This is a genomic window from Bacteroidales bacterium, from assembly GCA_035299085.1.
Lineage (GTDB): Bacteria > Bacteroidota > Bacteroidia > Bacteroidales > UBA10428 > UBA5072.
The window spans coordinates 15,829-41,776 of sequence record DATGXG010000018.1 but is presented as its reverse complement, the minus strand read 5'-3'; the positions used below and the strand labels follow the sequence as shown (position 1 = coordinate 41,776).

General features: G+C 42.8%; 22 protein-coding genes. 4 read left to right on the top strand and 18 right to left on the bottom strand.

The genetic code is table 11. The features are described from left to right. Window positions 1-15: 15 nt before the first annotated feature. The gene (locus VK179_05155; GenBank protein HLO58105.1) at window positions 16-1,476 is read right to left on the bottom strand and encodes a glycosyltransferase family 39 protein; all 1,461 of its coding nucleotides are present in this window, start codon (window positions 1,474-1,476) and stop codon (window positions 16-18) included. After that, window positions 1,473-2,564, bottom strand: coding sequence for a glycosyltransferase family 4 protein (locus VK179_05150; protein ID HLO58104.1), 1,092 nt, complete (start codon window positions 2,562-2,564; stop codon window positions 1,473-1,475). Before VK179_05150 ends, VK179_05155 begins: the two co-directional genes overlap by 4 nt. Before the next feature lie 160 nt (window positions 2,565-2,724). Here VK179_05150 and VK179_05145 point away from each other — a divergent pair, with 160 nt between their 5' ends. Further along, window positions 2,725-4,569, top strand: a complete 1,845-nt coding sequence (locus tag VK179_05145) for an ABC transporter ATP-binding protein (protein ID HLO58103.1) — start codon at window positions 2,725-2,727, stop codon at window positions 4,567-4,569. Here the strand turns inward: VK179_05145 and VK179_05140 are convergent, their stop codons facing one another. From VK179_05140 to VK179_05095, 10 genes are all read right to left on the bottom strand, one after another. Further along, window positions 4,570-6,408 (bottom strand): sulfatase-like hydrolase/transferase, encoded by a 1,839-nt coding sequence (locus VK179_05140; protein ID HLO58102.1) that lies wholly within the window; start codon window positions 6,406-6,408, stop codon window positions 4,570-4,572. It abuts the gene before it with no gap. A gap of 39 nt (window positions 6,409-6,447) precedes the next feature. Then, complete coding sequence (nadD, locus tag VK179_05135; protein ID HLO58101.1) at window positions 6,448-7,017, bottom strand: nicotinate (nicotinamide) nucleotide adenylyltransferase; 570 nt, start codon at window positions 7,015-7,017, stop codon at window positions 6,448-6,450. Between the two features lie 2 nt (window positions 7,018-7,019). Then, a complete protein-coding gene (gene gmk, locus VK179_05130; protein ID HLO58100.1) occupies window positions 7,020-7,592 on the bottom strand; it encodes a guanylate kinase in 573 nt (190 codons plus the stop codon). A gap of 1 nt (window position 7,593) precedes the next feature. Next, window positions 7,594-8,469 (bottom strand): YicC/YloC family endoribonuclease, encoded by an 876-nt coding sequence (locus VK179_05125; protein ID HLO58099.1) that lies wholly within the window; start codon window positions 8,467-8,469, stop codon window positions 7,594-7,596. Window positions 8,470-8,519: 50 nt separating this feature from the next. Beyond that, a complete protein-coding gene (locus VK179_05120) occupies window positions 8,520-9,131 on the bottom strand; it encodes a fumarylacetoacetate hydrolase family protein (GenBank protein ID HLO58098.1) in 612 nt (203 codons plus the stop codon). Window positions 9,132-9,356: 225 nt separating this feature from the next. Then, window positions 9,357-10,142 (bottom strand): 3'-5' exonuclease, encoded by a 786-nt coding sequence (locus VK179_05115; GenBank protein ID HLO58097.1) that lies wholly within the window; start codon window positions 10,140-10,142, stop codon window positions 9,357-9,359. 7 nt (window positions 10,143-10,149) lie between these two features. After that, the gene (gene dnaN / locus VK179_05110) at window positions 10,150-11,280 is read right to left on the bottom strand and encodes a DNA polymerase III subunit beta (GenBank protein HLO58096.1); all 1,131 of its coding nucleotides are present in this window, start codon (window positions 11,278-11,280) and stop codon (window positions 10,150-10,152) included. Window positions 11,281-11,408: 128 nt separating this feature from the next. Then, a complete protein-coding gene (gene gldG / locus VK179_05105) occupies window positions 11,409-13,109 on the bottom strand; it encodes a gliding motility-associated ABC transporter substrate-binding protein GldG (GenBank protein HLO58095.1) in 1,701 nt (566 codons plus the stop codon). An 8-nt stretch (window positions 13,110-13,117) separates the two neighbouring features. After that, window positions 13,118-13,846 (bottom strand): gliding motility-associated ABC transporter permease subunit GldF, encoded by a 729-nt coding sequence (gene gldF, locus VK179_05100; protein ID HLO58094.1) that lies wholly within the window; start codon window positions 13,844-13,846, stop codon window positions 13,118-13,120. Window positions 13,847-13,855: 9 nt separating this feature from the next. Beyond that, window positions 13,856-14,704 carry a toxin-antitoxin system YwqK family antitoxin gene (locus VK179_05095; protein ID HLO58093.1) on the bottom strand — a complete coding sequence of 283 codons (849 nt, stop codon included), beginning with the start codon at window positions 14,702-14,704 and terminating at the stop codon, window positions 13,856-13,858. A gap of 89 nt (window positions 14,705-14,793) precedes the next feature. On the opposite strand from VK179_05095, the gene rlmD reads away from it, so the two are divergent. Beyond that, window positions 14,794-16,206 (top strand): 23S rRNA (uracil(1939)-C(5))-methyltransferase RlmD, encoded by a 1,413-nt coding sequence (gene rlmD / locus VK179_05090; protein ID HLO58092.1) that lies wholly within the window; start codon window positions 14,794-14,796, stop codon window positions 16,204-16,206. A gap of 66 nt (window positions 16,207-16,272) precedes the next feature. Next, window positions 16,273-16,689, top strand: a complete 417-nt coding sequence (locus VK179_05085) for a hypothetical protein (protein HLO58091.1) — start codon at window positions 16,273-16,275, stop codon at window positions 16,687-16,689. Window positions 16,690-16,691: 2 nt separating this feature from the next. Here VK179_05085 and miaA read toward each other — a convergent pair whose 3' ends face one another. After that, window positions 16,692-17,627, bottom strand: a complete 936-nt coding sequence (gene miaA / locus VK179_05080) for a tRNA (adenosine(37)-N6)-dimethylallyltransferase MiaA (GenBank protein HLO58090.1) — start codon at window positions 17,625-17,627, stop codon at window positions 16,692-16,694. Window positions 17,628-17,688: 61 nt separating this feature from the next. On the opposite strand from miaA, the gene smpB reads away from it, so the two are divergent. After that, the gene (smpB, locus tag VK179_05075) at window positions 17,689-18,135 is read left to right on the top strand and encodes an SsrA-binding protein SmpB (GenBank protein HLO58089.1); all 447 of its coding nucleotides are present in this window, start codon (window positions 17,689-17,691) and stop codon (window positions 18,133-18,135) included. 3 nt (window positions 18,136-18,138) lie between these two features. Here smpB and VK179_05070 read toward each other — a convergent pair whose 3' ends face one another. From VK179_05070 to VK179_05050, 5 genes are all read right to left on the bottom strand, one after another. Further along, window positions 18,139-19,560: a hypothetical protein gene (locus VK179_05070; GenBank protein HLO58088.1), complete on the bottom strand. Its 1,422-nt coding sequence runs from the start codon at window positions 19,558-19,560 to the stop codon at window positions 18,139-18,141. After that, window positions 19,548-20,915, bottom strand: coding sequence for a hypothetical protein (locus tag VK179_05065; GenBank protein HLO58087.1), 1,368 nt, complete (start codon window positions 20,913-20,915; stop codon window positions 19,548-19,550). The genes VK179_05070 and VK179_05065 overlap by 13 nt, the downstream gene beginning before the upstream one ends. 152 nt (window positions 20,916-21,067) lie before the next feature. Beyond that, window positions 21,068-21,778: a TIGR00730 family Rossman fold protein gene (locus VK179_05060; GenBank protein ID HLO58086.1), complete on the bottom strand. Its 711-nt coding sequence runs from the start codon at window positions 21,776-21,778 to the stop codon at window positions 21,068-21,070. 285 nt (window positions 21,779-22,063) lie between these two features. Continuing rightward, a complete protein-coding gene (uvrA, locus tag VK179_05055) occupies window positions 22,064-24,919 on the bottom strand; it encodes an excinuclease ABC subunit UvrA (protein ID HLO58085.1) in 2,856 nt (951 codons plus the stop codon). Window positions 24,920-24,924: 5 nt separating this feature from the next. Further along, complete coding sequence (locus VK179_05050; protein ID HLO58084.1) at window positions 24,925-25,869, bottom strand: lytic transglycosylase domain-containing protein; 945 nt, start codon at window positions 25,867-25,869, stop codon at window positions 24,925-24,927. Window positions 25,870-25,948 lie beyond the last annotated feature (79 nt).

The following is a 25,948-nucleotide window of genomic DNA, read 5'->3' as shown; positions in this document are numbered from 1 at the left end:
TCACCTTTTCCTTTTTCACAGGCTTCGTTTATAAATACATAAGCTATCCGGAAATACTTTTATTATTGTATATTCTTGTTTTAAGTAAACATTAACGGGTTCATAGCAATAGGAATTTTTCATTATGATATATTCAATATCCTTTTGCATTAATGATTTCATTTCATAATCAATATTGACTTGCAGGGCTTTGCGGTGTTCAGGATCACACAAAAGGGAACGATGAACATACCTGACAGGACAATCTCTTTGTAAAATATAATATAAAACGGATTCAAAATTTCCTGTAAAGATACTATCCTCCGGTTTTAACAACGGTTTGAGATATACTGCCACCTCTTTTGGCATATCTTCTTTATCGTAATAATCATGTTTCTGCATCACGACATTACCAGCAATAAGCAGCATTAAGAGTACAGTGCCTATTGAATGATTGATTATTCGATTTACCCAGACCGGTTTCCTAAGATCATTTATAAAAAATCCTCCTGCCACGATACTTACAGGAAGCATTAGCTGAATGAAGTAATGTCCGAACGGCTTCCCGGGCAGAAGTACAGCCACCATTACAATTAAGCACCATGTAATCATCAATTCTTTAGGTAATTCCGATTTACTCTCATTCCTTTTTAATTTGAACAGGGTATAATAGAAGAAAAACAGAATGGGAAGAAAACGCAAATGAAAATCCGATATATACAGTATTGTTTTAAACAAAGATTGCTTAACCGGTATATTGCCTGAAACGGTGAAGGTGTAGAATAATAACTCCTTCAAATGCCCTTTTTCATAATAATAGATTATGAGAATCAAAAAAGGAACCAGGAACCCGAGGCAGGCAGTTGCACAGTTTATAACTGCCGAGGCAATCAATTTCTTTTCTTTCTTAAAAAGGCTTGCGAAAAAAACATAAATCAGCCACGCAGTCAGATCGAAAATCACCGTGTATTTTAGAATGAATCCTATACCCAGCAGGAGACCAATTAAGAGAAAATCAGCTGTCCTTTTTGCATGAATAAAAGTATAAAATCCAACAGCCGTAAGGAAAGTGTAGAAGAGTTCGGGATTAATAAATACACCAAAGTGGGTAAATATTGACAAAAAGAAAATGAATATGACTCCAGCCGCTATGGCTGGCTTTTGTTGTGAATAAAAACTAAAACTGATTCTATAAATGAAATACGAAGTGAAGCCGATAACGATGGCTGTAAATAACCTGATCATTATTATGGACGAACTGATGTATTTGATGAACAAACCCAGTAACAGAAAAATACCAATCGGTTTGGTATCGATCAGATCAACAAAATAAATTTTCCCTTTGAACAATTCCCTGGCTATGACTAAAAAGGTGCCTTCATCATGACTTATTATAGAAGGAAAAAAGGAAAAAAACCGCATGATGATCGAGAAACCAATAAATCCGCATAAAATCATCAAACTGTTACCATGTACAGATGAGACTTTCCATTTCATAGTTTAGTGACAATTGATTTATAAAATTGTACAGTATTTAATACCATGTTCTGTACGGAGAAGATATTTTGCATTCGTTTTAATGCTTCATCAGCAAATCTTTTTCTCAGATCGGCGTTATGAACTAGACTCTCAACAGCAGTTGTTATGCCACGCGCATTTCCTTTTTTTACAACCAGGCCCGATTTGTTATCTTCGATAAGTTCAACAAGTCCTCCTGCATCAGAAACCACACAGGGTACACCAAGGCACATGGCTTCCATAACGCTTCTGCATAAACTTTCACTTAATGATGGTTGTACATAGATATCACAGGCAGCTATTAATTCATAAACATCCTTCCGGAATCCAAGAAGATGTATATTTTGTTTAAAAGGACTCGATTTGATAATTTCCAGATTTGCGGCCGAATCAATTCCCGAACCAATCAGAAGAAAATGCACAGGTAATTCAGGATCCAGGTAGTAAGAGGACTCCAGTAAATATTGCAGCCCTTTTATCTTTCTCATATTGGCAACACAACCTACTATTAATGAATGATCGGCTATCCCAAGATCTTTCCTTGAGAAAGGTTTAACGCTGCTAAAAGAGCTTACGTTCATGCCTTTATAAATCATTACTGCCTTTTTTGGCCTGAATAGAAGTTGTTTCTGCATATGTTGCCGGACATATTCCGAATTGCAAATAATCCAGTCAATACGGGGATTAAGATGTGCCCACCATGAAGTAGGATCATACCAGTATATCCCGGCTGCTCCACGATAGGCAATCACTTTAACAGGAAGTCCGATTGCGGCAAAAGAACCATTGATAATAGCCCTTGTATTGAACAGGTGTACAATCTTGTATTTTTCTTTTTTTATTTCATTTCTAATTTGAAGAATAGACCGCAAACTGAATTTATTACGCGAAAAGCCAGGAATTACTCTGATTCCGGAATGCCTGAAAATATCCACATACGGTGAATCCGCTGGGATCAACACATCCGGGGTTATCCCCTGATTTTTCAGGCCGTAAATCAGTTCAATATCCGGTTTTGAGTAAGCACTATCCTTAATATTGCTTATAATAAGAACTTTTAACTCCATGTAAATCAAATAATAATTTGTCAGAATTAAACATGATAAAAATGATATACCGTATATGCATCATGAAGTGCAGAGAAAACCGCCTGATATTTTAATTCCATTGTTTGACCAGAATGATATGAAAAAAAGCAATCTTTGCGACAAAGATTATAAATTTATAATGAAACAATTTTTCAAATTATTAAAAGATTATATTCCTCCCTATAAAAAGTATCTCTGGCTGAACTTCCTTTTTAATTTTCTGAGCGCCGTTTTTGGCGTGTTTTCCCTCATCAGCATGCGGCCGGTCCTTCAGATCCTGTTTGGTCTTGAGGCAAAAGTATACGGCTATGTAAGCCTCACCTCAGGTATACATAGTTTCGGAGAACTCGGTAAAGCCTTGCAGCACAACGTGTATGCCTACATAACGAATGTAAGTGAAATGAGGGGCGGAGATACGGCTCTTGTGCTGATCGGCCTTTTCCTTGTTTTCATGGTTCTGCTGAAAGTGAGTTTTTCGTATTTCGCCAGCTATTCCATTGTAACGCTCCGCACTTCGGTAATCCGGGATATGCGTGACAGGATATACAAAAAAACAGTAAGCCTGCCCATAGGCTTTTTTACCGAAGAAAAGAAAGGTGATATCATAGCCCGCATCACCGGTGATGTTTCAGAAGTGGAAGCATCCATTATGAGCTCGCTTGATATGTTCTTTAAAAATCCGCCGATCATTATCATCTCATTGATAACGATGGTTATCATGAGCTGGCAACTCACGATTTTTGTGCTTATTCTGTTCCCTGTGACAGGCAGCCTAATCGGGCGCATCGGGAAGTCTCTTAAGAAAAGCTCGCTGAAAGGGCAAAACAAGATGGGAGAGTTGCTGAGCACAATCGAGGAGACTCTTTCAGGACTCAGAATCATAAAGGGCTTTAATGCAGAAAAAAAGGTTTACAACCGTTTTCAGAAAGAAAATGAGGATTACCGGAAGATCATGAGCCGCCTTCTGAAAAGAAGATACCTGGCCCATCCGCTTAGCGAATTTCTCGGTACCCTGATCATTGTTATTGTTATGTGGTACGGGGGCCATCTGATCCTCAATTCAACCAGTTCGCTATCACCGGATAAATTCATCGTATACCTGGCTGTTTTTTACAGTGTGATCAATCCAATAAAGGCGTTTTCACAGGAATATTACAGTATTCAGAAAGGTCTTGCTTCCATGGAAAGAATCAACAGGGTACTTGAAGTTGAAAACAATATCGTTGAAACCCCAAATGCACTGGCTGTTCATGGTTTTACCGACTCGATCGAGTATCGGGATGTTTCTTTCAAATACCGCACCGATTATGTGCTGAAGGATATCAATCTCACTCTTAAGAAAGGAAGGACAATTGCCCTTGTAGGCCATTCCGGTTCGGGAAAATCAACCCTTGTAGATCTCCTGCCCCGATTTTACGATGTGATTAAAGGAAGTATTCTTATTGACGGACATGATGTTCGCGACTTAAAAATCACCGATTTGCGTTACCTGATGGGTATTGTGAACCAGGATCCCATCCTCTTCAATGATACATTTTTCAACAATATAACTTTTGGCGTTGACCAGGCAACTGAGGAGCAGGTAATTGCCGCGGCAAGAGTTGCTCATGCACATGAATTTATAACAAAAACCGAGAACGGGTATTACAGTGTGGTGGGCGACAGGGGAAGTAAGCTTTCCGGCGGACAGAGACAACGTATAAGCATTGCCAGGGCTGTATTGAAAAATCCGCCGATTCTCATCCTCGATGAGGCCACATCGGCACTCGATACCGAATCGGAAAAGCTGGTCCAGGATGCGCTGCTTAAACTGATGGAAAACCGCACATCCATTGTCATAGCTCACAGGCTTTCAACAATAATTCATGCCGATGAAATTTTTGTTCTCAATAAGGGAATCATTGTGGAACGAGGTACACATGAACAGTTGCTGGCATTGAAAGGTGAGTACTCCAGGTTTTACAGTATGCAATATTTTAACTGATCATCTTTTTTGTGAAAGATTCAGGTAATTATCAAAAACATATTGTTGCATTGTTTTGGCAATATCAATAAGACTTGAGTCGATATTCCCATAGGAATAATTTAATCCATGTTCAACAAAATCATAACCAAAACCACTGCTGTCAGTGATCATGGCTATACCGTTTTTTATAGAGTAGAAAGCAAAGGATTTCGATTCGGGTGACAGCAAGTCCTTCCCCAGCAAAAAATTTTCTGCCGGCAGTCCCAGTTGATGCAGCAGGGTATACGCAATGTTGGCCTGCGAACCGATTTTTGAAACAACCGTATCCGTGGCAACTGCACCTCCGGTAAAAAGCAGGGGAATATGGTGCTTCCGCGGCTCAAATACTTCGTCAAATTCGGGCAGACGTGTGCCATGATCAGCTACCATTATGATCAGCGTGTTGTCCCATTGGCCCGATTCCCTGAACCGGCGGATAAAATCGCCCAGGCAGCTGTCAGCATAAAATGCCGAGCTGTAAAATTTTTCTGTAAGAGTCTTGTCGCCGAATTTAGGTTTTCCTGGTATTTCAAAGGGTTCATGATTGCTGAGGGTAAGCATAACTTTAAACCAGGTGCCAGTATCGGCTTTGATATCCTCAAGAAACCGGTTGTATACATAATGATCCGGAACTCCCCATTTACCGGTCCTTACGGATGCAGGGAAATCACTTTCCGAGGTAATCTTCTGGAATCCGCCGTTCACAAAGTACGACCGCATATTGGCAAAGTCTACATCACCACCGTATAGAAAGCTAGTATGGTATCCTGCATCAATGAGTGCTTTTGAAAGGAATGCAAGATTTTGCGTTTTTTCAGAGTATTTCATTATAGGAATTGCCTCGAGAACCGGGTAACCGCTAATAACAGTGGCAACACCCTTATCTGTCCTCGAATCGGTTGAATAGAGCTGGCTAAAAAGCACACCATGCTTTGACATTTCATTGAACTTAGGCGTAATGTTCGGAGTGCCGCCCAACGGTTCAATGAGCTTGGCTGAAAATGACTCAAGAATCAGAAGGATGATGTTCGGACGTTTAATCTTTAGAATGCTATCCGGAGTTCCGCTTCTGTATAAATCAAGCAACACCGATTCATAGTTTTTTTCTTTATGAAAGACATAGGGATTACGGGTTTCCTTATTCTCAACAACCGATTGGCCAAAGTTCCACATTACATTCACTGCAGCATGGTTAGCAAAGGAATTGCTGCTGAAATAAACACTCCCCGTGTTAACCGGCGAAACTCCCAGTCCCCCCCGAATGGGTATAATCAGTAATCCGACTATAAACACCAGTGGGATGAAGGCTTTCATACCTGCCTTTGTGCTATTGGCAAGTGATGAAGATATGTATTTCCTGTAAAAAATGAAAATGAGGACTGTAAAAGCTATGAATGCGGTAAAATAGGCTATCAGAGTAAGAATGCTTGAAGACGCCAGCACTTCTTTGGGCTTGTTCAGAAAACGGAGAGGGGCGCTGTCGAGCCTGGTTCCCCAGTATTTATAGGCCTCAAGGTCAACCAGCGTTATCAGCAGGAATACCAGAATGACTATAAAGGTATATGCATTGATGATAATGCATGCAGGTTTATTCCTGAAAAAGGAAGTGACAAGCAGTACCAGGGCAGGGAAGAGTGTGATATAGCCTGTCATTGAAAGATCGAGTTTAAACCCGTGACTGAAGATTTTTAGCCATGTTCGGGCAGAAAGGTCAAATGACTGGCCATACTGGTAGATCAGGAAAACAAGTCTTGCAATAACAAAGGCACAAAGCCATGATATGAAGTATTTCAAAAGGAACAGAATACGGTCTTTCATCGATTTTTTTCAAACCGGTAAAAGTAGTAATATTTTAGCTCACTCATAATAATGCATCTCCACAATATACTCATATACCCTTGGTGGCAGGAAGTGCCGGATATCTTTGCGTGCCTTTAATGCATCACGGATGAAGGTGGATGATATTTCCATGAGGGGTGCGTCAACTACTTTGCAATTGGGATGTTCGGAAAGATCAACCGGATAGCCAGGCCGTGGATAGATATAGCGTGTGTAATTTTCTTCAATAACCCTGTAATTCTTCCACTTTTTAAATGTCGGTAACCCGTCAGACCCCATAATCAAAATGAATTCATGCGACGGGTAAAGTTCTTTCATATACGCCAGCGTATCAACTGTGTAGGATGGCTTCGGCAGTTTGAATTCTATATCGCAAACCCTCAGCCGGTCATCATCTTCTACGGTTAATTCGAGCAATGCCCTGCGTTTGTGGTCTTCGAGAAGGGTTGCTTTTCTTTTCAGCGGATTCTGAGGACTGATCACAAACCAAAGCTGATCGATGTCAGTGAACCCCGTCATGTAATTGGCAATAGCTAAATGACCGATATGTACGGGATTGAATGATCCGAAATACAAACCGGTTTTCATGACTATTCGTTCTTCAGAAAATTTCGTACAAGGTTTTCAGTTTCCTTCAGCGCCTTCTCAAGGATGTCGTTTTCAACTGTTATATCAAACTTGCGCGCAAACTTGATTTCAAGGCTGGCTTTATGGATACGGTTTGTGATTTTCTCAGCAGTCTCCGTTCCCCGTTTTTCAAGGCGTTCCTTCAGTACTTCAATTGATGGTGGCATGACAAAAACAGCCAGGGCATCGTTTCCGAATTTTTGCTTGAGATTGACACCACCCATAACGTCTACGTCAAAAAGAACATGCTGATTGTTATTCCATATCCGCTCAACTTCCGATTTAAGCGTTCCATAGTAACTGTTCTTATATACCTCTTCCCATTCAATAAATGAGCCGTCATCAATCTTTGCTTTGAACTGATCGGGTGAAATAAAATAATAATCGCGGCCATTGATTTCTCCGTCACGCGGAGGCCTTGTGCATGCCGAAACCGAAAAGGCAAGTCTGAACTCCTCTATGCCGAGCAGGTGCCTCACGATGGTTGTTTTGCCGGCCCCCGAAGGTGCTGAAATAATGATGACTTTTCCTGTCATACTATAACACGTTCAATAGTTGTTCCTTGATTTTTTCAAGTTCATCCTTCATGAGGACAACCAGTTTCTGAATGCCTGAATGATTGGCTTTTGAACCTATTGTATTAATTTCACGGCCTATTTCCTGTGCCACAAAACCGAGCTTGCGGCCTACCTGGTCCGATTCCTCCATTACTTCGATGAAATATTTGCAATGCTGTTTCAGGCGTGTTTTTTCTTCTGAAATATCCAGCTTTTCAAGGTAATAGATTAGCTCCTGCTCATACCGGTTCTTATCAATGCTTTCCTGCGGTATAAAATCAAGCAGCGAATTGCCTAATTTATTGCGGATTGATTCGGTCCTTTCATTCTCAAACGGTGCTATGTGCTGCAGGTAATTTTCAATCATACCAATCCGGCCTGAAATGTCCGATGCAAGCGCTGCCCCTTCTGTGCTCCTGTATTTATCGAGTTCGTCGATGGCATGCTTCAACGATAACATAAGCTTTTCCGATTCATCAGGATCCACTCCCTGCTTATCCGTATTCAGGGCTTCAGGCATCCGCAAAATTGACTGCAATATGGGCTCGTGATCCGACAGTCCGATTTCTGAAGCAATTTCCTTAAGCTGAGTGTAGTAATCTTTTACAACGGCGGCATTAATCTGCGTCGCCTGTTTTCCCTCACGGAATTCAAAAGAAACATTTACTTCCACTTTGCCGCGCTTGATCCGGCTGGAGATTTCATTGCGGATATCCATTTCCTTCTCCCTGTACCCGTTGGGCAGCCTGATATATAAATCGAGCTGCTTGCTGTTCAGGGATTTTATTTCGAAAATAACTGTTTTATCGCCCAAATCATAGGTAGATTTCCCATACCCTGTCATCGATTGTATCATTCCCGGCTCTTTTTTACAAACCTACGTTTTTTTTTCAATATTCACGGGTTTTACCTCACATGAAAATCCAGTACTACCTGATCTTCAATGGATGCCACAAGGTTATCCCCGATTTTAACCGGGCCTACTCCGGCCGGTGTGCCAGTAAATATAAGGTCTCCTGTCTTCAGTGTGATGAAGTTTGATACATATTCAATAATGTCATCGAATGAAAAGATCATATCACGAGTATTTCCGGTCTGGACATTCTTCCCGTTAATTTCCAGTCTGAAATTAATTGCATTCCGGTCTGGCACGGAGGCTATAGGGACAAATTTGTTTATTACAGCCGACTGATCAAAAGCCTTTGCAATTTCCCACGGATGGCCATTCTTTTTGCATACGTCTTGCAGGTCCCGGGCTGTGAAATCAATACCCACACCGGCCTGTTCATAATAGCGGTGAGCGAACTGCTTTTTGATGCTTTTTCCAAGCCGGCTTATTTTCAGCACAATCTCAGCTTCGTAATGGATCTCATTCGAGAAGGCCGGAAGAAAAAACGGGTTGTTATTCAGCAGCAGCGCCGAATCAGGCTTCATGAAAAAAACAGGCTTTGACGGAAGAGGGTTATTCAGCTCCTTCGCATGTTCAACATAGTTGCGGCCGATGCAGATGATTTTCATAGGGGTGTTTGTTAGCCTGTTAGTCAAAGCCCCGTCATTGCGAGGAGCTTGATAAAACAAATAGTATTTATACAAAAATAATTGCGACGAAGCAATCTGCCAGCACAGGAAGGACCTGACCAAGCCATACACATTGCATCGGTGTGCCTGTTCGGGCAGATTGCCTCGTCGCTTTACATCCTGCTAAAATCAAATATTGTCATGCTCCTCGCAATGACGATCATATCATCGCAATGACGGACTTTTTCCAAACGCACTCCGCAGCTTAATAGCCGTGAGAACGTTTTTGGTATGAAGCGGAAACTGGCCGTTCATCATCCATCCGTAATATCCCTGGTCTTTTCTAAAGATCTCCTCAACAATCTGGCCTTTGTATTTTCCAAAATTGAAGATTTCCTGGCCCTGTTCATTGTAAATGATCCTGCCCAGGAAATCCACATTCTGGTTCTGGCAGGAATATTTTGACAATTCATCAACATCGTTCGGGAGATCGGTATACCGGTCGAGCTGGGCTTTCAGTATCTCATACGTGGCATAGGTGTCCGCTTCGGCCGAGTGAGCGTTTATCAGTTCCTTTTCACAGTAAAACTTATACGCTGCGCTTAATGTGCGCTGTTCCCGCTTGTGAAAGATGACCTGGATATCCACAAATTTTCTCTTTTTTAGATCGATATCCGTTCCGGCCCTCAAAAACTCCTCAGCCAATAGGGGCAGATCGAACTTATTAGAATTATATCCGGCAAAATCGCATCCTTCAAAAGTATTGGCAAGCGATTTGGCTACTTCACTAAACTTCGGAGAAAACTTTACATCATCATCAGTAATCCCATGAATGGCAGTGGACTTCGGTGGAATGGGAACAGTAGGATTAATTTTCATTGTTTTCGATTCCTCATCCCCGTTCGGATATATCTTGAGGTACGAAATTTCAACAATCCGGTCTACGGCCACATCAATCCCTGTAGTTTCCAGATCAAAGAAAATCAGCGGATTTTTTAAATTGAGGTTCATGAAGGTACTACGAATTGATCATCATCGGCATCAGCAGCATCAGCACATCTTCACTTTCATTCTCCTTGTTAAAGGGAATGAAAAGCCCTGCCCTCGATGCATCGGATAATTCGATTGACACATCCGATGATTGAATGTTCGTAAGAATCTCAACAAGAAATGTAGATTTGAAGCCGATTTCAAGATCATCGCCATTGTACTGGCAAGCAAGTTCCTCTACGGCAGAGGTGGCAAAATCAATGTCCTGTGCCGATACAGTAAGCCTGTTTCCTTTAAGCGACATACGGATCAGGTTACTGGCCTGGTTTGAAAATACGGAAACGCGGCGAACCGTGTTCAGCAATTTAACCCTGTCGATCAGCAGTTTGTTCGGATTGTTGGTTGGAATTACCGAATTGTAGCTTGGGTAATTACCTTCCACAAGCCGGCAAACCACTTTAAAAGAAGGTGTTGAGAAGAAAGCATTTTTATCGTCGAATTGGATGCTCACTTCTTCATTTCCCTTTGACAGCAGGTTTTTCAACAGGGCAGCAGGTTTCTTGGGCAGAATAAAGGAAGCACCTGCATCGGAAGTTACATCCGTACGTTTGTAACGCACCAGCTTATGAGCGTCTGATGCTACGAAGGTAATGTCTGAAGGACTGAGTTCCATGAAAATGCCGTTCATGACAGGCCTGAGTTCATCATCTGCCGTTGCGAAAAGAGTGCTTGTAATACCGCTTACAAATGAAACGGCTGAAATCTTTAATGAAACCGTTCTCTCTGGTTTTATGCGTGGCAACTGCGGAAAATCGTCGCCGTGCTGGCCCATTACCGAAAACTGGCCATTCTCGGAACTGATGGTTACAGCAAAAGAATCATTATTGATTGTGAATGTCAGTGGCTGATCAGGGAATTCACGCAATGAATCCGTAATCAGTTTGGCAGGAATGGCTATGTTGCCCGAACCATCAGTGTTTTCGAGTTCAAGTGTGGTAACCATTGTAGTTTCCAGGTCCGAAGCAGTCACTTCAAGGGTTTTTCCATCCAGTTTGAAAAGATAATTGTCGAGTATCGGTAGAGTATTTTTCGAACTGATCACACGGCTTAATGCCTGAAGATGGTTCAACAGATCAATGCTTGATACTACAAATTTCATGTACAGAGTTTTTAACTATTAATAAAACACGCTATTATCTTGCTACTTACGTGGTGTCGTAAGGGTACCAATATTACAAAAAAAAAAGGATTGTCTTGGACGCGAAAAATCATTTTTTTTCAACGGTCTTATAACCGTGAAAATTTCTTTTTTCTCAACCACGTATAAATCAAACCGGCTAATATAACAACAAGCGGAGGCACTAAGATATTGATAACCACCCACTTTTTCCTTTCGGTTTTCAGCTTTGCCTTATCCAGCAACCGGATGGCAATTTCCCTCGAACGCAGGTTAATCAATCCCCTGTGTCCTGTCATATAGTGAACAGCATTAACAATGAAGTCCTTGTTTCCATAGGTCCTTGAAGTGAACCGGTCAAAGCCAAGCGGGGCAACCATTATACCTTTGGGAGTAGGCTTTATTTCGTTCCTGATCATGTCGGCATCGGCTACAACAAGCATCGACGAAGGTTTCCCGTTACCAATGACATCCACAGTAGTATCCGGGAACAATGAGCCGGTCATCCTGTTTTTAAAAGCCGATTCAAATGACCCTTCTAGCAATACGGCAAGAGGAATAAAACTCCTTGTGAAATCCTGTTGCCTGGGCGTTAGCCTTACCTCATCCAGCGTGATCATCACAGGGGCAGCCACTTCCCTTGAATATTGAGATGTTCGCAGAAGCGCCGTTTTCTTAATTCCTTTCCGGGCTTCAATGGTGTCAATTGACCCGGCAAACTCAGCTTTTATCATGGTGAGATTACGGGTTACCGGATTATTTACAGGCGCTGTGAGTAATGGTGAATATAGCCACGGAGCAGGTCTGAAATCAGGTGCATTGCCCATAAGAGCCACATTCACAGGAACTGTTGCACATTGAACATCCTGCACCAGCACCGGGTTGATCCTTACTCCATACCGGAACAACAAATCCTCAATGTTCAGGCTCCTGATAAGCGCTACTTTCGGATTTCCGCCACTTATACTGTCAAGGCTGGCATCAACCATATCAATGAACCATAACAGCTTTCCGCCCTTCATCACATACTGGTCCAGTACAAACTTGTCCTTTTCATTAAACGCCTGCGTCGGACCGGCGATGATCACTGCCTTGTACTGATCAAGCACTCCAGGCCTGCCATTGATTTTTCCTCTGTCTACCTGAAAGTTCCAGCCTAATTCATTGGTAATATCTTTAACCTGGTATTCATTGAATTCTCCCTGTCCTTCAAGAAATGCCACTCTTTCAGTGGAATCTGCTGCAAGGGAACTGATAACCCTCATGAATTCGAATTCAAAGCTTTCGATTGAACTATTGATGTTTTGCTCGGCACCTGATCCGGGGTTATTCTTGAGCAGGTTAACCGGAATTTCAACGTTTTTATAGTGTACAAGCGCTCCGGGAATGATAACCTTCTCAGAAGATCCGCCTTCTTTGTCGTTATCCAGAATGTTTGTAGGCTTCAATCCCTTATCAACCAGTGAATTGAGGAATTTATCCGTTTCCTTTGAGTCTTTTCCTTCAAAGGGATTAACAAACTCATAGGTCAGCTTTTTACCTGCATACACCCTGAATTCATCCAGGGTTTCCTGCAGCCTTTGTTTCATCTTATAGAACGGGATATTAAGGTCTCCGGTAAGGTAAACCGTAATACTGACTTCATTTTTCAGGTTCTTCAGTGTTTCACGGGTAAAGGGTGAAAGTGTATATCTCTTTTCCGATGTAAGGTCGAAACGGTAATATTTAACAGACAGCAGCCAGGCTACTGCAATTATTGCAGCAATAGTAAGCAACAGCCTTAATACCGGGTTTTTTATTCTCTTGTTCATTCGGATTGCTATTTTCGGTATTCCAGACTGGTTTTGGTCATCAACATAAATATCGAAATCAGTGCCAGGAAATACACAACATCTCTTGTGTCGATCACTCCACGGCTCATCGACCGGTAATGATCCATTATTCCAAGAGTAATAAAAAAGCTTCCTGCTTTTCCTTCTGAAAAGAGGCTTGAAATCTGTTCAAACCCGTAACAGACAAATAAACTGATAATGGCCGAAACCATAAACGAAATAACCGGGTTATCAGTAAGTGAGGAGCAAAAAATGCCGATGGATGCATAGGCAGCAGCCAGCATCAACAAACCGACATAGGAACCCCATGTTCCCGCATGATCAATATTGCCGACCGGATTACCCAGCAGGATTATCGAAATATAGTAAATAAGAGTCGGAAGAAGCGCAAGGATAATCAGAACAAGGGTGGCCGAATACTTGGCAATAGCAATCCTGACGGATGAAAGCGGCCTTGTGAGAAGCAGATCAAGAGTGCCCGAACGCTTTTCCTCTGAAAAACTTCTCATAGTAAGTGCCGGAATCAGCATCAGAAACACCCACGGTGCAATATAAAATAACGTGTCAATGGTTGCGTAACCTCCCTCCGGTAAATTCATCGGGCCTTTGAATACCCACATGAACAGGCTGTTAATTAAAAGAAAAACTACTATTACAATGTATCCTGTGAGAGAATTGAAAAAGCTTTTAATTTCCTTTATAAATAGCGAGTACATTGTAAATGCTTAGTTATTATTGACGGCGCTTGCTGTAAAGGTACGTGAAACAATCAGGGGATTCCCGAATTTTGTTTTGATATTGGCCGTTATTACCACTTTCTGATTCAGCGCCGATCCCGGGGGAACATTGAAGTCGACCTGTGAAATACCGTTTTGAATGGCCAGTACAAGCATCTGGTCCGACAAATATTTGCCGCCGTCAAGAGCACCCCTGTAAAACTTGGCCTGTGCGGAAGGATCAGAAAGCTCAATCTGCAAAATTATTTTATTAGCCTGTCTCAGAAAATCCTTTTGTGTGATTTTAAGGGTGGGGTATTCGGTAATCAGTGTTCCATCAGGCTTGTATTCCTTCAGTCCAACCCCCGGATTGCCGTTTTTAACAGGAACTTCAGCTTTTATTTTGCCATCTTCATAATAATACTTCTGTATGCCGTTGGCATAACCTTTTACATAAGGAGTAACCCTGTAAGGTTGTTGACCATCTTCATAATACCAGATTTCATCACCCTCTTTGATTCCATTCTTATAAACAAGGGTGGAATTCACTTTACCTGATACGGCATAAAAGTTCGTCGCCATTCCCTCACGGGTGTTGTTTACATAATTCACCTGCGAGAGTAAACGGCCATCGCGGTCGTAGTTTTTTGTAAGACCATGGCGAAGGTTGCCTTTGGCTTCAGTTTCCGTCTTTATTTTCCCGTTGCTGAAGTATTCTTTAAGGGTTCTTACAGTATTTGAATCCACAACTGAATCCGTGGCTGCAATAGCCTGTTTTGCATCCTGCTTTTTAACGATAGTATTGCATGACATAAGCAATGCAAATACAAATGCGAAAATGCTGAAAGTTGTTTTCATCCTTAATTTTATTTAGAAACAGGGCTGAAGTTAAGAAAAAATACACAATGTGATTCTCTTCCGATTATCTTTGCGATTCATTAAAAATTATGAGCCGATCGAAGACCAAACCGTTGCTTGAAGCGGTTTTAATAACCGACGTGGCTGCTGAGGGCAAGGCTCTCGGGCATCTTAACGGAATGGTTGTTTTTGTCACCCAGTGTGTGCCGGGAGACATTGTAGATGTGCAGGTTATCCGCAAACGGAAACGCTTTATGGAAGGATACCCTGTCAAATTCCACAAATATTCTGAAAACCGAAGTAAACCGTTCTGCACTCATTTCGGGGTTTGCGGAGGCTGTAAGTGGCAGCACCTGCCGTATGCTGAACAGGTTGCCTACAAACAAAGACAGGTGAAAGATATGCTCGAAAGGATAGGCAGGGTTAATCCTGGCACTGTCTTACCGGCGTTGGGATCAGAAAAGCAGACGGGTTACAGGAACAAACTGGAATATACCTTTTCAAATAACAGGTGGCTTACAACAGCTGAGATACAATCAGGAGATCACGGTATTGAGAGAAGAGGACTGGGCTTCCATATCCCCGGTAGATTCGATAAAGTTCTTGACATCAGGGAATGTTATCTGCAACCGGAACCTTCAAACCGCATCCGTGAGTTTGTTAAGCAATACGCCCTGGATCATTCTCTTGAATTTTTCGACCTGATCAATCAGCAGGGTTTGTTGCGAAATCTCACAATACGCAATAATCTTAAGGGTGAGGTGATGGTCATCGTTTCATTTTTCAAAAGGGAAATGGAACCGATAAACAAATTGCTGAACGAACTCTCGCAGAACTTTCCCGAAATCGCTTCGCTCATGTATGTGATTAACGGAAAAGCCAATGACACACTGAACGACCTTACAGTGGAACTTTTCAATGGTGCTGATCACCTCATCGAGGAGATGGAGGATCTTAAATTCAGGATATCTCCCAAATCATTCTTCCAAACCAATACCGCGCAGGCTCACCGGCTTTATTCCGTTGTCCGTGATTTTGCAGCATTAAACGGCAGCGAGACCGTTTACGATTTATATACCGGAACCGGCACCATTGCCCTGTTTCTGGCTAAACACAGCCGGCATATAACCGGAATTGAATACGTGGATGAGGCTATTGCCGATGCAAAAATCAATGCTGACCTGAACCAGATCGCGAATGCATCCTTTTTTGCCGGCGACATACGGGCCATTCTTACACCGGGGTTTATAAGCGCACAGGGCCATCCGGATGTTATAATAACCGATCCTCCCAGGAACGGAATGCATGCCGATGTGGTTAAAGCGATTTCTGAGGCTGCACCGTCAAGAATTGTTTATGTAAGCTGTAACCCTGCCACTCAGGCTCGTGATATTGAGATGCTTTCAGACAGGTATACCGTGTTGAAAAGTCAGCCCGTGGACATGTTCCCATTTACACACCATGTGGAAAACGTAGCCTTGCTAAGCCTGAAAAACGGTTGATAAACTTTTGGGATATATGAAATTACATCTGTTATTTTTGTAATATTATGCAACAAAGCTAACAGCATGGGAAATTTCTTTCATGGCATATTTCAGACCTTTTTTCTGATAGGCTATTGTATATTGTACATTGTAACGATAATTATCCTGAAGCCTTTCCGGTATCACAGGCGAAGATCAAAATCCACCATCGTGCTTAAATTCACATACCTGCTGTTCCTGGCTTCTTTTATGGTCTTTACCTACCTGCTTTTATTCGGTAAAAAGGAAATCAGGCAATCGGAGCAGCCCTATGAAACCCTGTTCAATATTCATTTCCTGTTTTTTCTGACTTCAACGATAATCCCGAATGTAGGTATAATGATCCGACGTAAGATCAAAAAGAACCGGATTGAATACAATGTATTGATATCCCTCATCAACATCATATATTTCTGCTATCTCGCGTACCTGTGTTTTTCGCATAAGTGGGCTTTGATGTAGCCTCAGCTTTTCAGAAAATCAAGCGCTTTCTGTAACTTGTCTTCCATAGGCCATTCACCGTTGAGCCAGTTGATCATGCATCCTTCCCTTTCCATTTTTCTGAACCAGGTTCGCTGTCTTTTCGAGAACTGATGAATAGCGGTATTCAGTTGATTTTTCATTGAATCAAAATCAATTTTGCCTGTAAGGTACAGTGTAATGAACCGGTATTCCAATCCATAATACACCAGTGAGTCCGGTGAAATCCCCGATTTAAGAAGTGCATCCACTTCTTCCACCATCCCTTCATTCAGCCTTTTATCAAGCCGTTCTGTTATGCGCTGCCTTTCTTCCTGCCTGTCGTAAATCACTCCGAGGAACAGGGTATTCAATTGCTGATGTGTTTTATCATGCGATGCATTTTGTTTATAATAGTCTTCTATTTCTATAGCCCGCAATGCATGTTCCTTTGTATCGACATCGGTTTTGTTATGCAGGGTCTTCATCTGTCCGAGGATCGCTTTCAGTTCTTCAAGCGTTTTATTTTCGAGCTTCTGCCTCAACGCAAAATTCTCAGGCACATAATCAAGCCTGTAATTCCGGGTTGCTGCTTCGATGTACATTCCTGAGCCGCCGCAAAGTACAGGCAGCTTACCCGAAGAGGTTATCTGTGAGAAAGCCTTTGAAAAGTCACGCTGAAATTCATATACGCTGTATTTATAACCCGGTTCAGCAATATCCAGCAGGTGAACGGCAATCATTGTGTCACCCACACGGTAATCGGCATAATCTTTACCGGTTCCAATATTCATCTTCCTGTAAACCTGCCTTGAGTCGGCACTGATGATTTCACCTCCTGCCGCATGGGCAAGCGTGGCTGCAAACGCTGTCTTTCCGCTTGCTGTAGGACCAAGCACCGTTACCAGGTTATATTTCGAGTCAATCATCTGATATTTCATTACGGCTAATTTATGGAAAATCGGATAAATTGAACTTATTTTGCATCACAGCGCCAAATCAATGCCTGCAATAGAAATAAAAAACAAGAAGGCCTGGCATGAGTATGAGATACTCGACAAATTTGTCGCCGGTATCGTGCTTACAGGTACAGAAATAAAATCCATCAGGGCCGGTAAAGCCAGTCTTGTGGATTCATACTGCTATTTCAGTGAGGGTGAGCTGTATGTGAAAGGCATGCATATTACCGAATATGATTTCGGCAATATTTTCAATCATTTTCCGAAACGCGACAGGAAACTGCTTCTTACAAAAAGGGAACTTAAAAAACTTCAGAAAAACGTCAAAGAAAAAGGGCTTACTATTGTTACCCTTAAAATATTTATCGCCGACACAAGTTATGCAAAACTTGAAATCGCCCTTGCACGAGGCAAGAAAGAGTATGATAAACGCGAAGACCTTAAAAAGAAGGATGCAACCCGTATAATGGACCGGATGATGAAACACTGAAAACTATTGCTGGAAGAAGAAGTTATTCAGCTCGTAAATATCTCCGGCCGTCAGTTTTGAATCAAAATCAAAGTACCTGTCAATCTCTCTCAGCATTTCATCGAACGATATGTAGTTATCCTTGTCGGAATCAATCGACTTAAATTTATCGGGAATCGGAACCCCTTTTCCCTTCCGTCCTGCATAGGCGTCAGGCCTGCGGATATAAAAGTCGATTTCATTACGGCCGACTGCCATTGAATTGTTAAGGAGTGCAATCACATCCTCCTCTGTTATTCCAATTCCTTCGGCGTTTACATAGGCTCCCGGTTTACTGTTCGGTTCCTTATCAAGGTAATCATAAATGCCGTCATCGTCTGAATCGAGCGGGCAGCCGGAAGAATCGGTAGCAACGCCAAGCGGGGTGGCCGGACAGTCATCCATGGCGTCGGGCCATCCGTCATTATCTTCATCGCCCATCAGCATCGGATCAAATTCCTGGTCGCGGAACAGCATTTCGACTTTAAGCATTTTGGCTGATGAGAAAAGGTCGAGGTGGAAGGTCAGATAAGTGAAATTGAACATGTCATTGCCTTTTTTACCAATACGCCCTGTTTTGTTTTTTGAACTCACATGATCGATCGCATCGGTGAGCGTGTAGCTGAACGAATGGCCAAGCCTGATCATCAACCGGTTCGATAATTGCATATCGATTCCGAAGTCAAACGGTATAGCCAGGCCGTATTGTGAATACTGGCCGAGGCCCCAGTCGGTTGACCGCAGAGGAGTCTCATACTTGAAGTCGCGGCTCATCAGATGGTCGAGAGTTCCGTCATCCATTGATTGGGGAATATCGCGGATTGTACCGTCAGTCCAGTAATTGTACCGTACATTATTATAAATACCGGCATCAGGATCATACACCGAAGCGAAACTGTCAGTGCGCGAATTAAACAAAAGAGTTCCTATTCCAAGGGAAACAAACGGATGGATGCGCCTGTCCTTTTTCTTGTAAAGATGATCGAAGTCGTAATTGATAGCAATACCGAAATTATAGATGTCGGTCTGAAAGTTAAAGTTCTTACCCGGATCGTTGTATGAACGCTCATTGCCATTCAGTTTTCCGCCCATGAAATTGAATTCGGCTTTAAAATACCGTTTGTTATCAATGTAAGTGGACAGATTCACCTTGTATCCCAACGTTCCCATGGTTGGGGTGAAGTAATTATTTTTGATATCACCCAGATAATTCAGAACACCAACCCCAAAGCCCAATACCGGTTTATAAACCGGGTTAATATTCTCTACTTCAAGGTGCAACTGGCTTTCAAACTCATCGGTTGTCTGGGCCCTGCTATTATAGAAGGTGAGAAGCAGGGAAAGAAATACCAGGCCGGTTTTGAACAACCGGTTAGCTGAAAGGAGTTTTTTTTCTACTGGTACCATTTCTGTTCGGTGATCATTAGGGCTTCCTGTACTGTGATTCTTTTGCCGTTATTGTATGCTGTGATAAAAGCGTCTTTTACCGGTGTTGTATTCCAGATATGAACCCTGTAATCGCGGGCGTCCTTATATTGGGCAAATGAACCTATTGAATATTTCTTCCAGCCGTCATGGTTTTCCTGCTGTACCTTCTTTTCAAGGTTCATTTTACCGAAATACCGCCTTATATTAATCGGCTGGTGTCCTGCAGCAAGCTGAATCCTGTAATACACTCCGTTTTCCGGATCAAACATTGCCGTCTCACCCGTTTTTGGTTGTTTAACCTGCTTCTGTTTCGGTTCTCTTTTGGGCTTGTCGGTTTTCGTTTCAACCGGCTTTTCTGTTTTCTTGCTATCATTTAAAGCCAGTACATCATTATTGTACTGAACCTTTTCAACCGGTTCGGGCTGTGCAATGGCCTGGGCGATCAGTTGGGCAGCATTGTCGTTCGTGAGGCTGGCAATGTCAATATCCCTTTCAAGAATATCAACACTTACCGAATTCTGATCAACAAGGTACGAAAAGGCTCCTTTGATGGCGGGTTCAGCAAGCTTAGCCTGGTTTTTAGGAATAAGCCTGTATGAAACAGAAAAATAGGGTGCGTCAGGAACATTCATCCACAGAAACTTTACTTTCTGATCTTTGAAAGTAAATATGGCATTTTTCGGATCTACGGCCACAGCTGTGTATCCTGCCGGAACATTTTCCTCTATTTTAGCAAACTGGCGTGAAAGGTTCTTGCTTACAAGCATATTCACGAGGTAATCACCCTGTGAGCCCTTAACAGGTCGCTGCCTGATACAGGCCACTGAAATGGCATCAGGAGTGGCTGCCGGCATAATCATCTTTTCAAAATCGTTAATATCGACAACAAGTGAAGGATCCACATCGGGTGAAGGCGTGATGTTGATGGTGACAGGGTCAATATCCACGGATACCCGCTCATTGTCGCGGATGTAAGAGAATTTTCCGCCAAGCGTAAATGTGCCTTTCAGCCTTTCATTCACTTTAACTTTATATGAAACAGTAACCTGGTCGTTCGATGGAACCTTGAGCCAGATAAGCCTTACCCTTTTGTCTGTAAATGAAAAATCGGCATTTGATGAAGTGCCTTCAGCGGCGATGAGACCCGCGGGAATATTCTGTTGTAACCTTGAAAAACCTTCAAGGTTGCCCTTGTTAACGGTTACTTTTACTTCAAATTCAGAACCTGCCTGAACATCAGAAGGTGCATCCAGCTTAACAGATACATCGCCGGAGAACATCTGCAAAGCCAGCAATACCAAAATATTCAGAAAGGTTATAATCAGTTTAACCATTGGTTTGGTATTAACAGGTTGTTAAAAATATAGAATCCTGAAACATGAGTTCAATTAACTTATTAACAACTGCTGCGCGGTCGGTACTTCGGTTCTGCTCAGCATCATACTTCGACAAGCTCAGTATGAAATGCTTCGACAAGCTCAGCATTTCAGAAGTTGGGACTCAGAATGTATTTGCTGTAAAACTCGTTTATATGTTTTACGGCATCTTCTGCTGTATCCACAACTTTAAACAGTTCCATGTCATCAATGCTGATGTTTTTGTTTTCATCGAGCATTACTTCTTTAACCCACTTGATCAAGCCATCCCAATAATCAACGCCCACAAGGACGATCGGGAACTTCCCGATTTTTTCGGTCTGAATCAGTGTAAGAGCTTCGAAAAGCTCGTCAAATGTTCCGAATCCGCCCGGCAACACTACAAAGCCCTGGGCGTATTTGATGAACATTACTTTGCGTACAAAAAAATGATCGAATGTGATCAGTTTGTCAGAATCGATAAATAAATTCGGTTCCTGTTCAAAAGGAAGGTCAATGTTAATTCCAACCGACCGTCCTTTGCCTCGTTTAGCACCAAGGTTGGCAGCTTCCATAATGCCTGGGCCGCCGCCGGTTATTACTCCATAACCATACTGTGTAAGCTGATAGGCAATTTCTTCGGCCAGTTTGTAAAACTTTGTACCCGGCTCGGTGCGTGCTGATCCGAATATCGAAACACAGGGTCCGATACGGGCCAGTTTTTCATAGCCTTCAACGAATTCGGACATTATTTTGAATATGCCCCAGCTGTCGGCCGATTGAATTTCCTGCCAGTCTTTATTCTTAAATGCGTCAATTATTTTTTCTTCTCCGTGAGTCATAGTAATGCTGCAATCTAGTATCTATACGTGAATGATGAGAGTTGGTTGTATTTGGGGGTAAATTTAGTTAATTACTCAAAAAAAGCACATCATTGCATGACCGGTTCCTACGGTCAGAAGCAATCTGCCCGAATAGGAAGGGCCTCGCCAAGCCAGAAATATATTTCGAAATTCCTTGCAATGTCCTGCCTGTGCCGGCAGATTGCTTCGTCGCAATTACTTTCTGTTATAATCAAAACCTGTGTTCAAGCTCCTCGCAATGACGGCCCGCTCAAACCTCAAACCTCAAACCTCAAACATTTCTTCTTTAAGATACTTCGCGGTATAGCTTCTTTCATTCCTCAGCACTTCTTCCGGAGTTCCGGTGCAGAGGACTTCGCCGCCGCGGGCGCCACCCTCGGGGCCCATGTCAATGATATGATCCGCAACTTTTATCACATCCAGGTTGTGCTCGATGACAACAACCGTGTTTCCTTTGTCGGTTAACCGGTTCAGCACTTCAAGCAAAACCCTCACATCTTCAAAATGGAGTCCGGTTGTAGGCTCATCAAGTATGTAAAGCGTTTTGCCCGTATCTTTTTTTGACAGTTCGGTCGCCAGCTTGATTCTTTGCGATTCACCACCGGATAGGGTTGTAGAAGGCTGTCCAAGTGTGATATAACCAAGTCCTACCTGCTCGATAGTGGCCAGTTTATGCCGAATGGCCGGGATACCCTCGAAAAATTCAACGGCCTGGGTTATTGTCATATCAAGAACTTCACTTATGTTCTTGCCTTTGTAACGGATTTCAAGTGTTTCCCTGTTGTAGCGCCTGCCGTTGCATTCGTTACACTGCACATATACATCAGGAAGAAAGTTCATTTCGATAGTCTGCACACCTGCTCCCTGGCATGTTTCACAGCGCCCTCCCTTTACATTGAATGAGAACCGGCCTGCTTTATAACCCCGTATCTTCGATTCCCTGGTTTGCTCAAACAATTTCCGGATATCCGAAAAAACACCTGTATAGGTGACAGGGTTCGATCGCGGTGTTCGCCCTATAGGCGACTGGTCAACCTCAATCACCTTATCAATATGCTCAATGCCTTTGATTTCTTTATATGGAAGGGGCGACAGGGATGAACGGTAGAAATGACGGCTCAGGATGGGGTAGAGTGTATCATAAATGGCGGATGATTTTCCGCTACCTGATACTCCGGTGATGCAAATGAATTTTCCAAGGGGCAGTTCAATATCCACATTTTTAAGGTTGTTCCCGGTTGCACCGGCAAGGATAAGCTTTTTGCCGTTTCCCGGTCTGCGGATTTCAGGAATTGCTATTGTTTTCTGATGGTTCAGGTATTGTGCAGTGAGCGAATTGCTTTTCATTATTTTATCAGGAGTTCCCACCGAACAAATCTCCCCACCATGCCTACCGGCAAACGGTCCAAGATCAACAACGTAATCGGCACTCATGATCATCTGCCTGTCATGCTCAACCACAATAACTGAATTCCCTGAATCACGCAGCTCTTTGAGCGACTCGATCAGCCGGTGGTTATCCCGCTGGTGAAGCCCGATGCTGGGTTCATCCAGGATGTACAGCACATTAACAAGCTGTGATCCGATTTGCGTGGCAAGCCTGATGCGCTGGCTCTCACCGCCCGAAAGACTCCCTGCACTGCGGTTCAACGACAGGTAGTCAAGTCCGACATCAAGTAAAAAGCGGATGCGGGTTCTGAGTTCTTTAAGGATTTCAGTGGCAATTGCCAGTTGCTTGCTGTTCAAGTACTGGTCGACTGTGGTCAGCCAGTTAAAAAGGTCAGTGATATCCATGGATGCCAGTTCCGCGATGTTCTTATCATGAATCAGGAAATACAGGGATTCCTTTTTTAACCTTGTTCCCTTGCATTCAGGGCATGTTATCTTTTCAATATACTGATCGGTCCAGGTCTCTTCATCTTTCTGGCCTGCCGCATTCATGTGATTCGCAATGTAATTGATCACTCCTTCGAAACTCAGGAAATAGTTGGTTGAAAATCCGAGAGGGGTGTTTTCAAGCTTAAAGGTTTCCTCGGCTCCGTAAAGGATGACATTCAGCCCTTCTTCGGGAATTTCACGGATGGGTGTTGTAAGTGAAAATTTGTATTTGGCAGCAACAGCCTCAAGTTGCCAGAATATGAGGGCATTTCTGTATGGCCCGAGGGGTTCTATTCCTCCTTTTTTAATGCTGAGTTCAGAATTGGGGATTACTTTCGAAATGTCGATCTGGTTCACGGTTCCAAGACCGTTACAATGCGGACAGGCACCCTGGGGCGAGTTAAATGAAAAGGTATGCGGTGCAGGCTCATTATATGACAAACCGGTTGTAGGGCACATAAGAAGCCGGCTGTAATAACGGGGAGCTTTCTTATCCGCGTCAAGAAGCATGATGATTCCCTTTCCATGTTGCATGGCAAGGCTTATTGAGTTTTTCAACCTTGTCCTGTCGCTCGCATCCACTTCCATTTTGTCGATCACTATCTCGACAAAATGAGATTTGTAGCGGTCAAGTTTAAGGCCATGCCGGATTTCGATCAGTTCTCCGTCAACGCGTGCGTTGAGAAATCCTTTTCTCCGTATTTGTTCGAAAACTTCCTTGTAATGTCCTTTACGTCCTTTAACGATAGGCGCCAGGATGTAAATCTTTTGCCCTGCATACCGTTCGATGATCAGGTTGATGATCTGCTCATCGGTATATTTTACCATGGGTTCGCCTGTATTGTATGAATAGGCAATACCTGCCCTGGCATACAGAAGCCTGAGGAAGTCGTAAATTTCAGTAATGGTGCCGACTGTTGAACGAGGATTCCGGCCGGTTGTTTTCTGCTCAATGGCAATTACCGGACTTAACCCTGTAATCTTATCCACATCGGGCCTTTCCATGTTACCAAGAAACTGCCTGGCGTAAGCCGACAGCGTTTCCATATAGCGGCGCTGCCCTTCAGCATAAATGGTATCGAAAGCCAGTGATGATTTGCCGCTGCCGCTCAAACCGGTTATAACGGTCAGTTGATTCCGGGGAATTGTAACATCTATGTTTTTCAGGTTATGAACACGCGCACCGTATACATTAACTTCCCCTGTTTCTAAAGCCCTGTTGTTGGTTGTTTTAGTAGTCAATTTCGTTACTGGATTACCCTTTGCCCTTCATCCGGTATCCTTATGTGATAGATCTTTCCGGAAGTGCCGGGAAGATAGTTGTCACGGAGCCAGGGATTAAATTGCTTAATAATCTTGTAATTCGTAGAATTCTCGACAGCAAAATCGGTGATGTTTTTTATTTCCTTATCCACATCCACCTGGTGTGTCGAAATCACGGGATAATAATCATTGTCTTCGAGATGAAAACCGTATTCCGAAGGATTTTCGGTTATGAGTTTATGTGCAATAAGCCTGAAAACATACCTTGCCGTTTCATCATTGAGTAACAGGTCATAGTAATTGTTTGTTTTCTGCCGGGCTATCTGGTTCTCGAGGCCCTGGCGCCCTGCATTGTAAGTAGCTGCTGCCATTGTCCAGCTGCCGAATTCCTTATAGCTTTGAAGAAGGTACTTACAGGCCGCTTCGGTCGATTTTTCCAAATCGTATCGTTCGTCTACTACTGAATTCACTTCAAGACCATATTCTTTTGCGGTTGATTCAAGCAATTGCCAAACTCCGACTGCTTTAGCCGGTGAAACCACATTCTCAAAACCGCTTTCAGCCATTGCCAGGTATTTAAAATCGTCGGGAACTCCATACTTTTTTAATACCGGTTCAATTGTTTTGAAATAACGTTTTGATTTTTTAAGAACCATCAGTGTGCGAGAATGCCAGTAACCGTTTACAAGCATCTCTTTGTCGAGGCTTTCACGGGTATCAAAATTGACAAGCGGAACGGTTTCGCCGGCAAATTTAAGCTCATGAGGCAAACTAAATGGTTGTGTAAGTGACGGCATACGGTCGGGTAATGCCGGCGTGCCATCGTTGCCGGTAAAACCCTGTATAGTTACAAATACTCCAATAATACAACAAGCTCCTGCTACATATAACACAGGTCTCCACCAATAAGTAAATCTTCCTTTTGACATATCTCCCTCTGTGAAAAATAATAGTGCTAACCTTTTTTACGGAATAGCGCAAAGTTAGTTAAAAGGATAATCGGTTTTT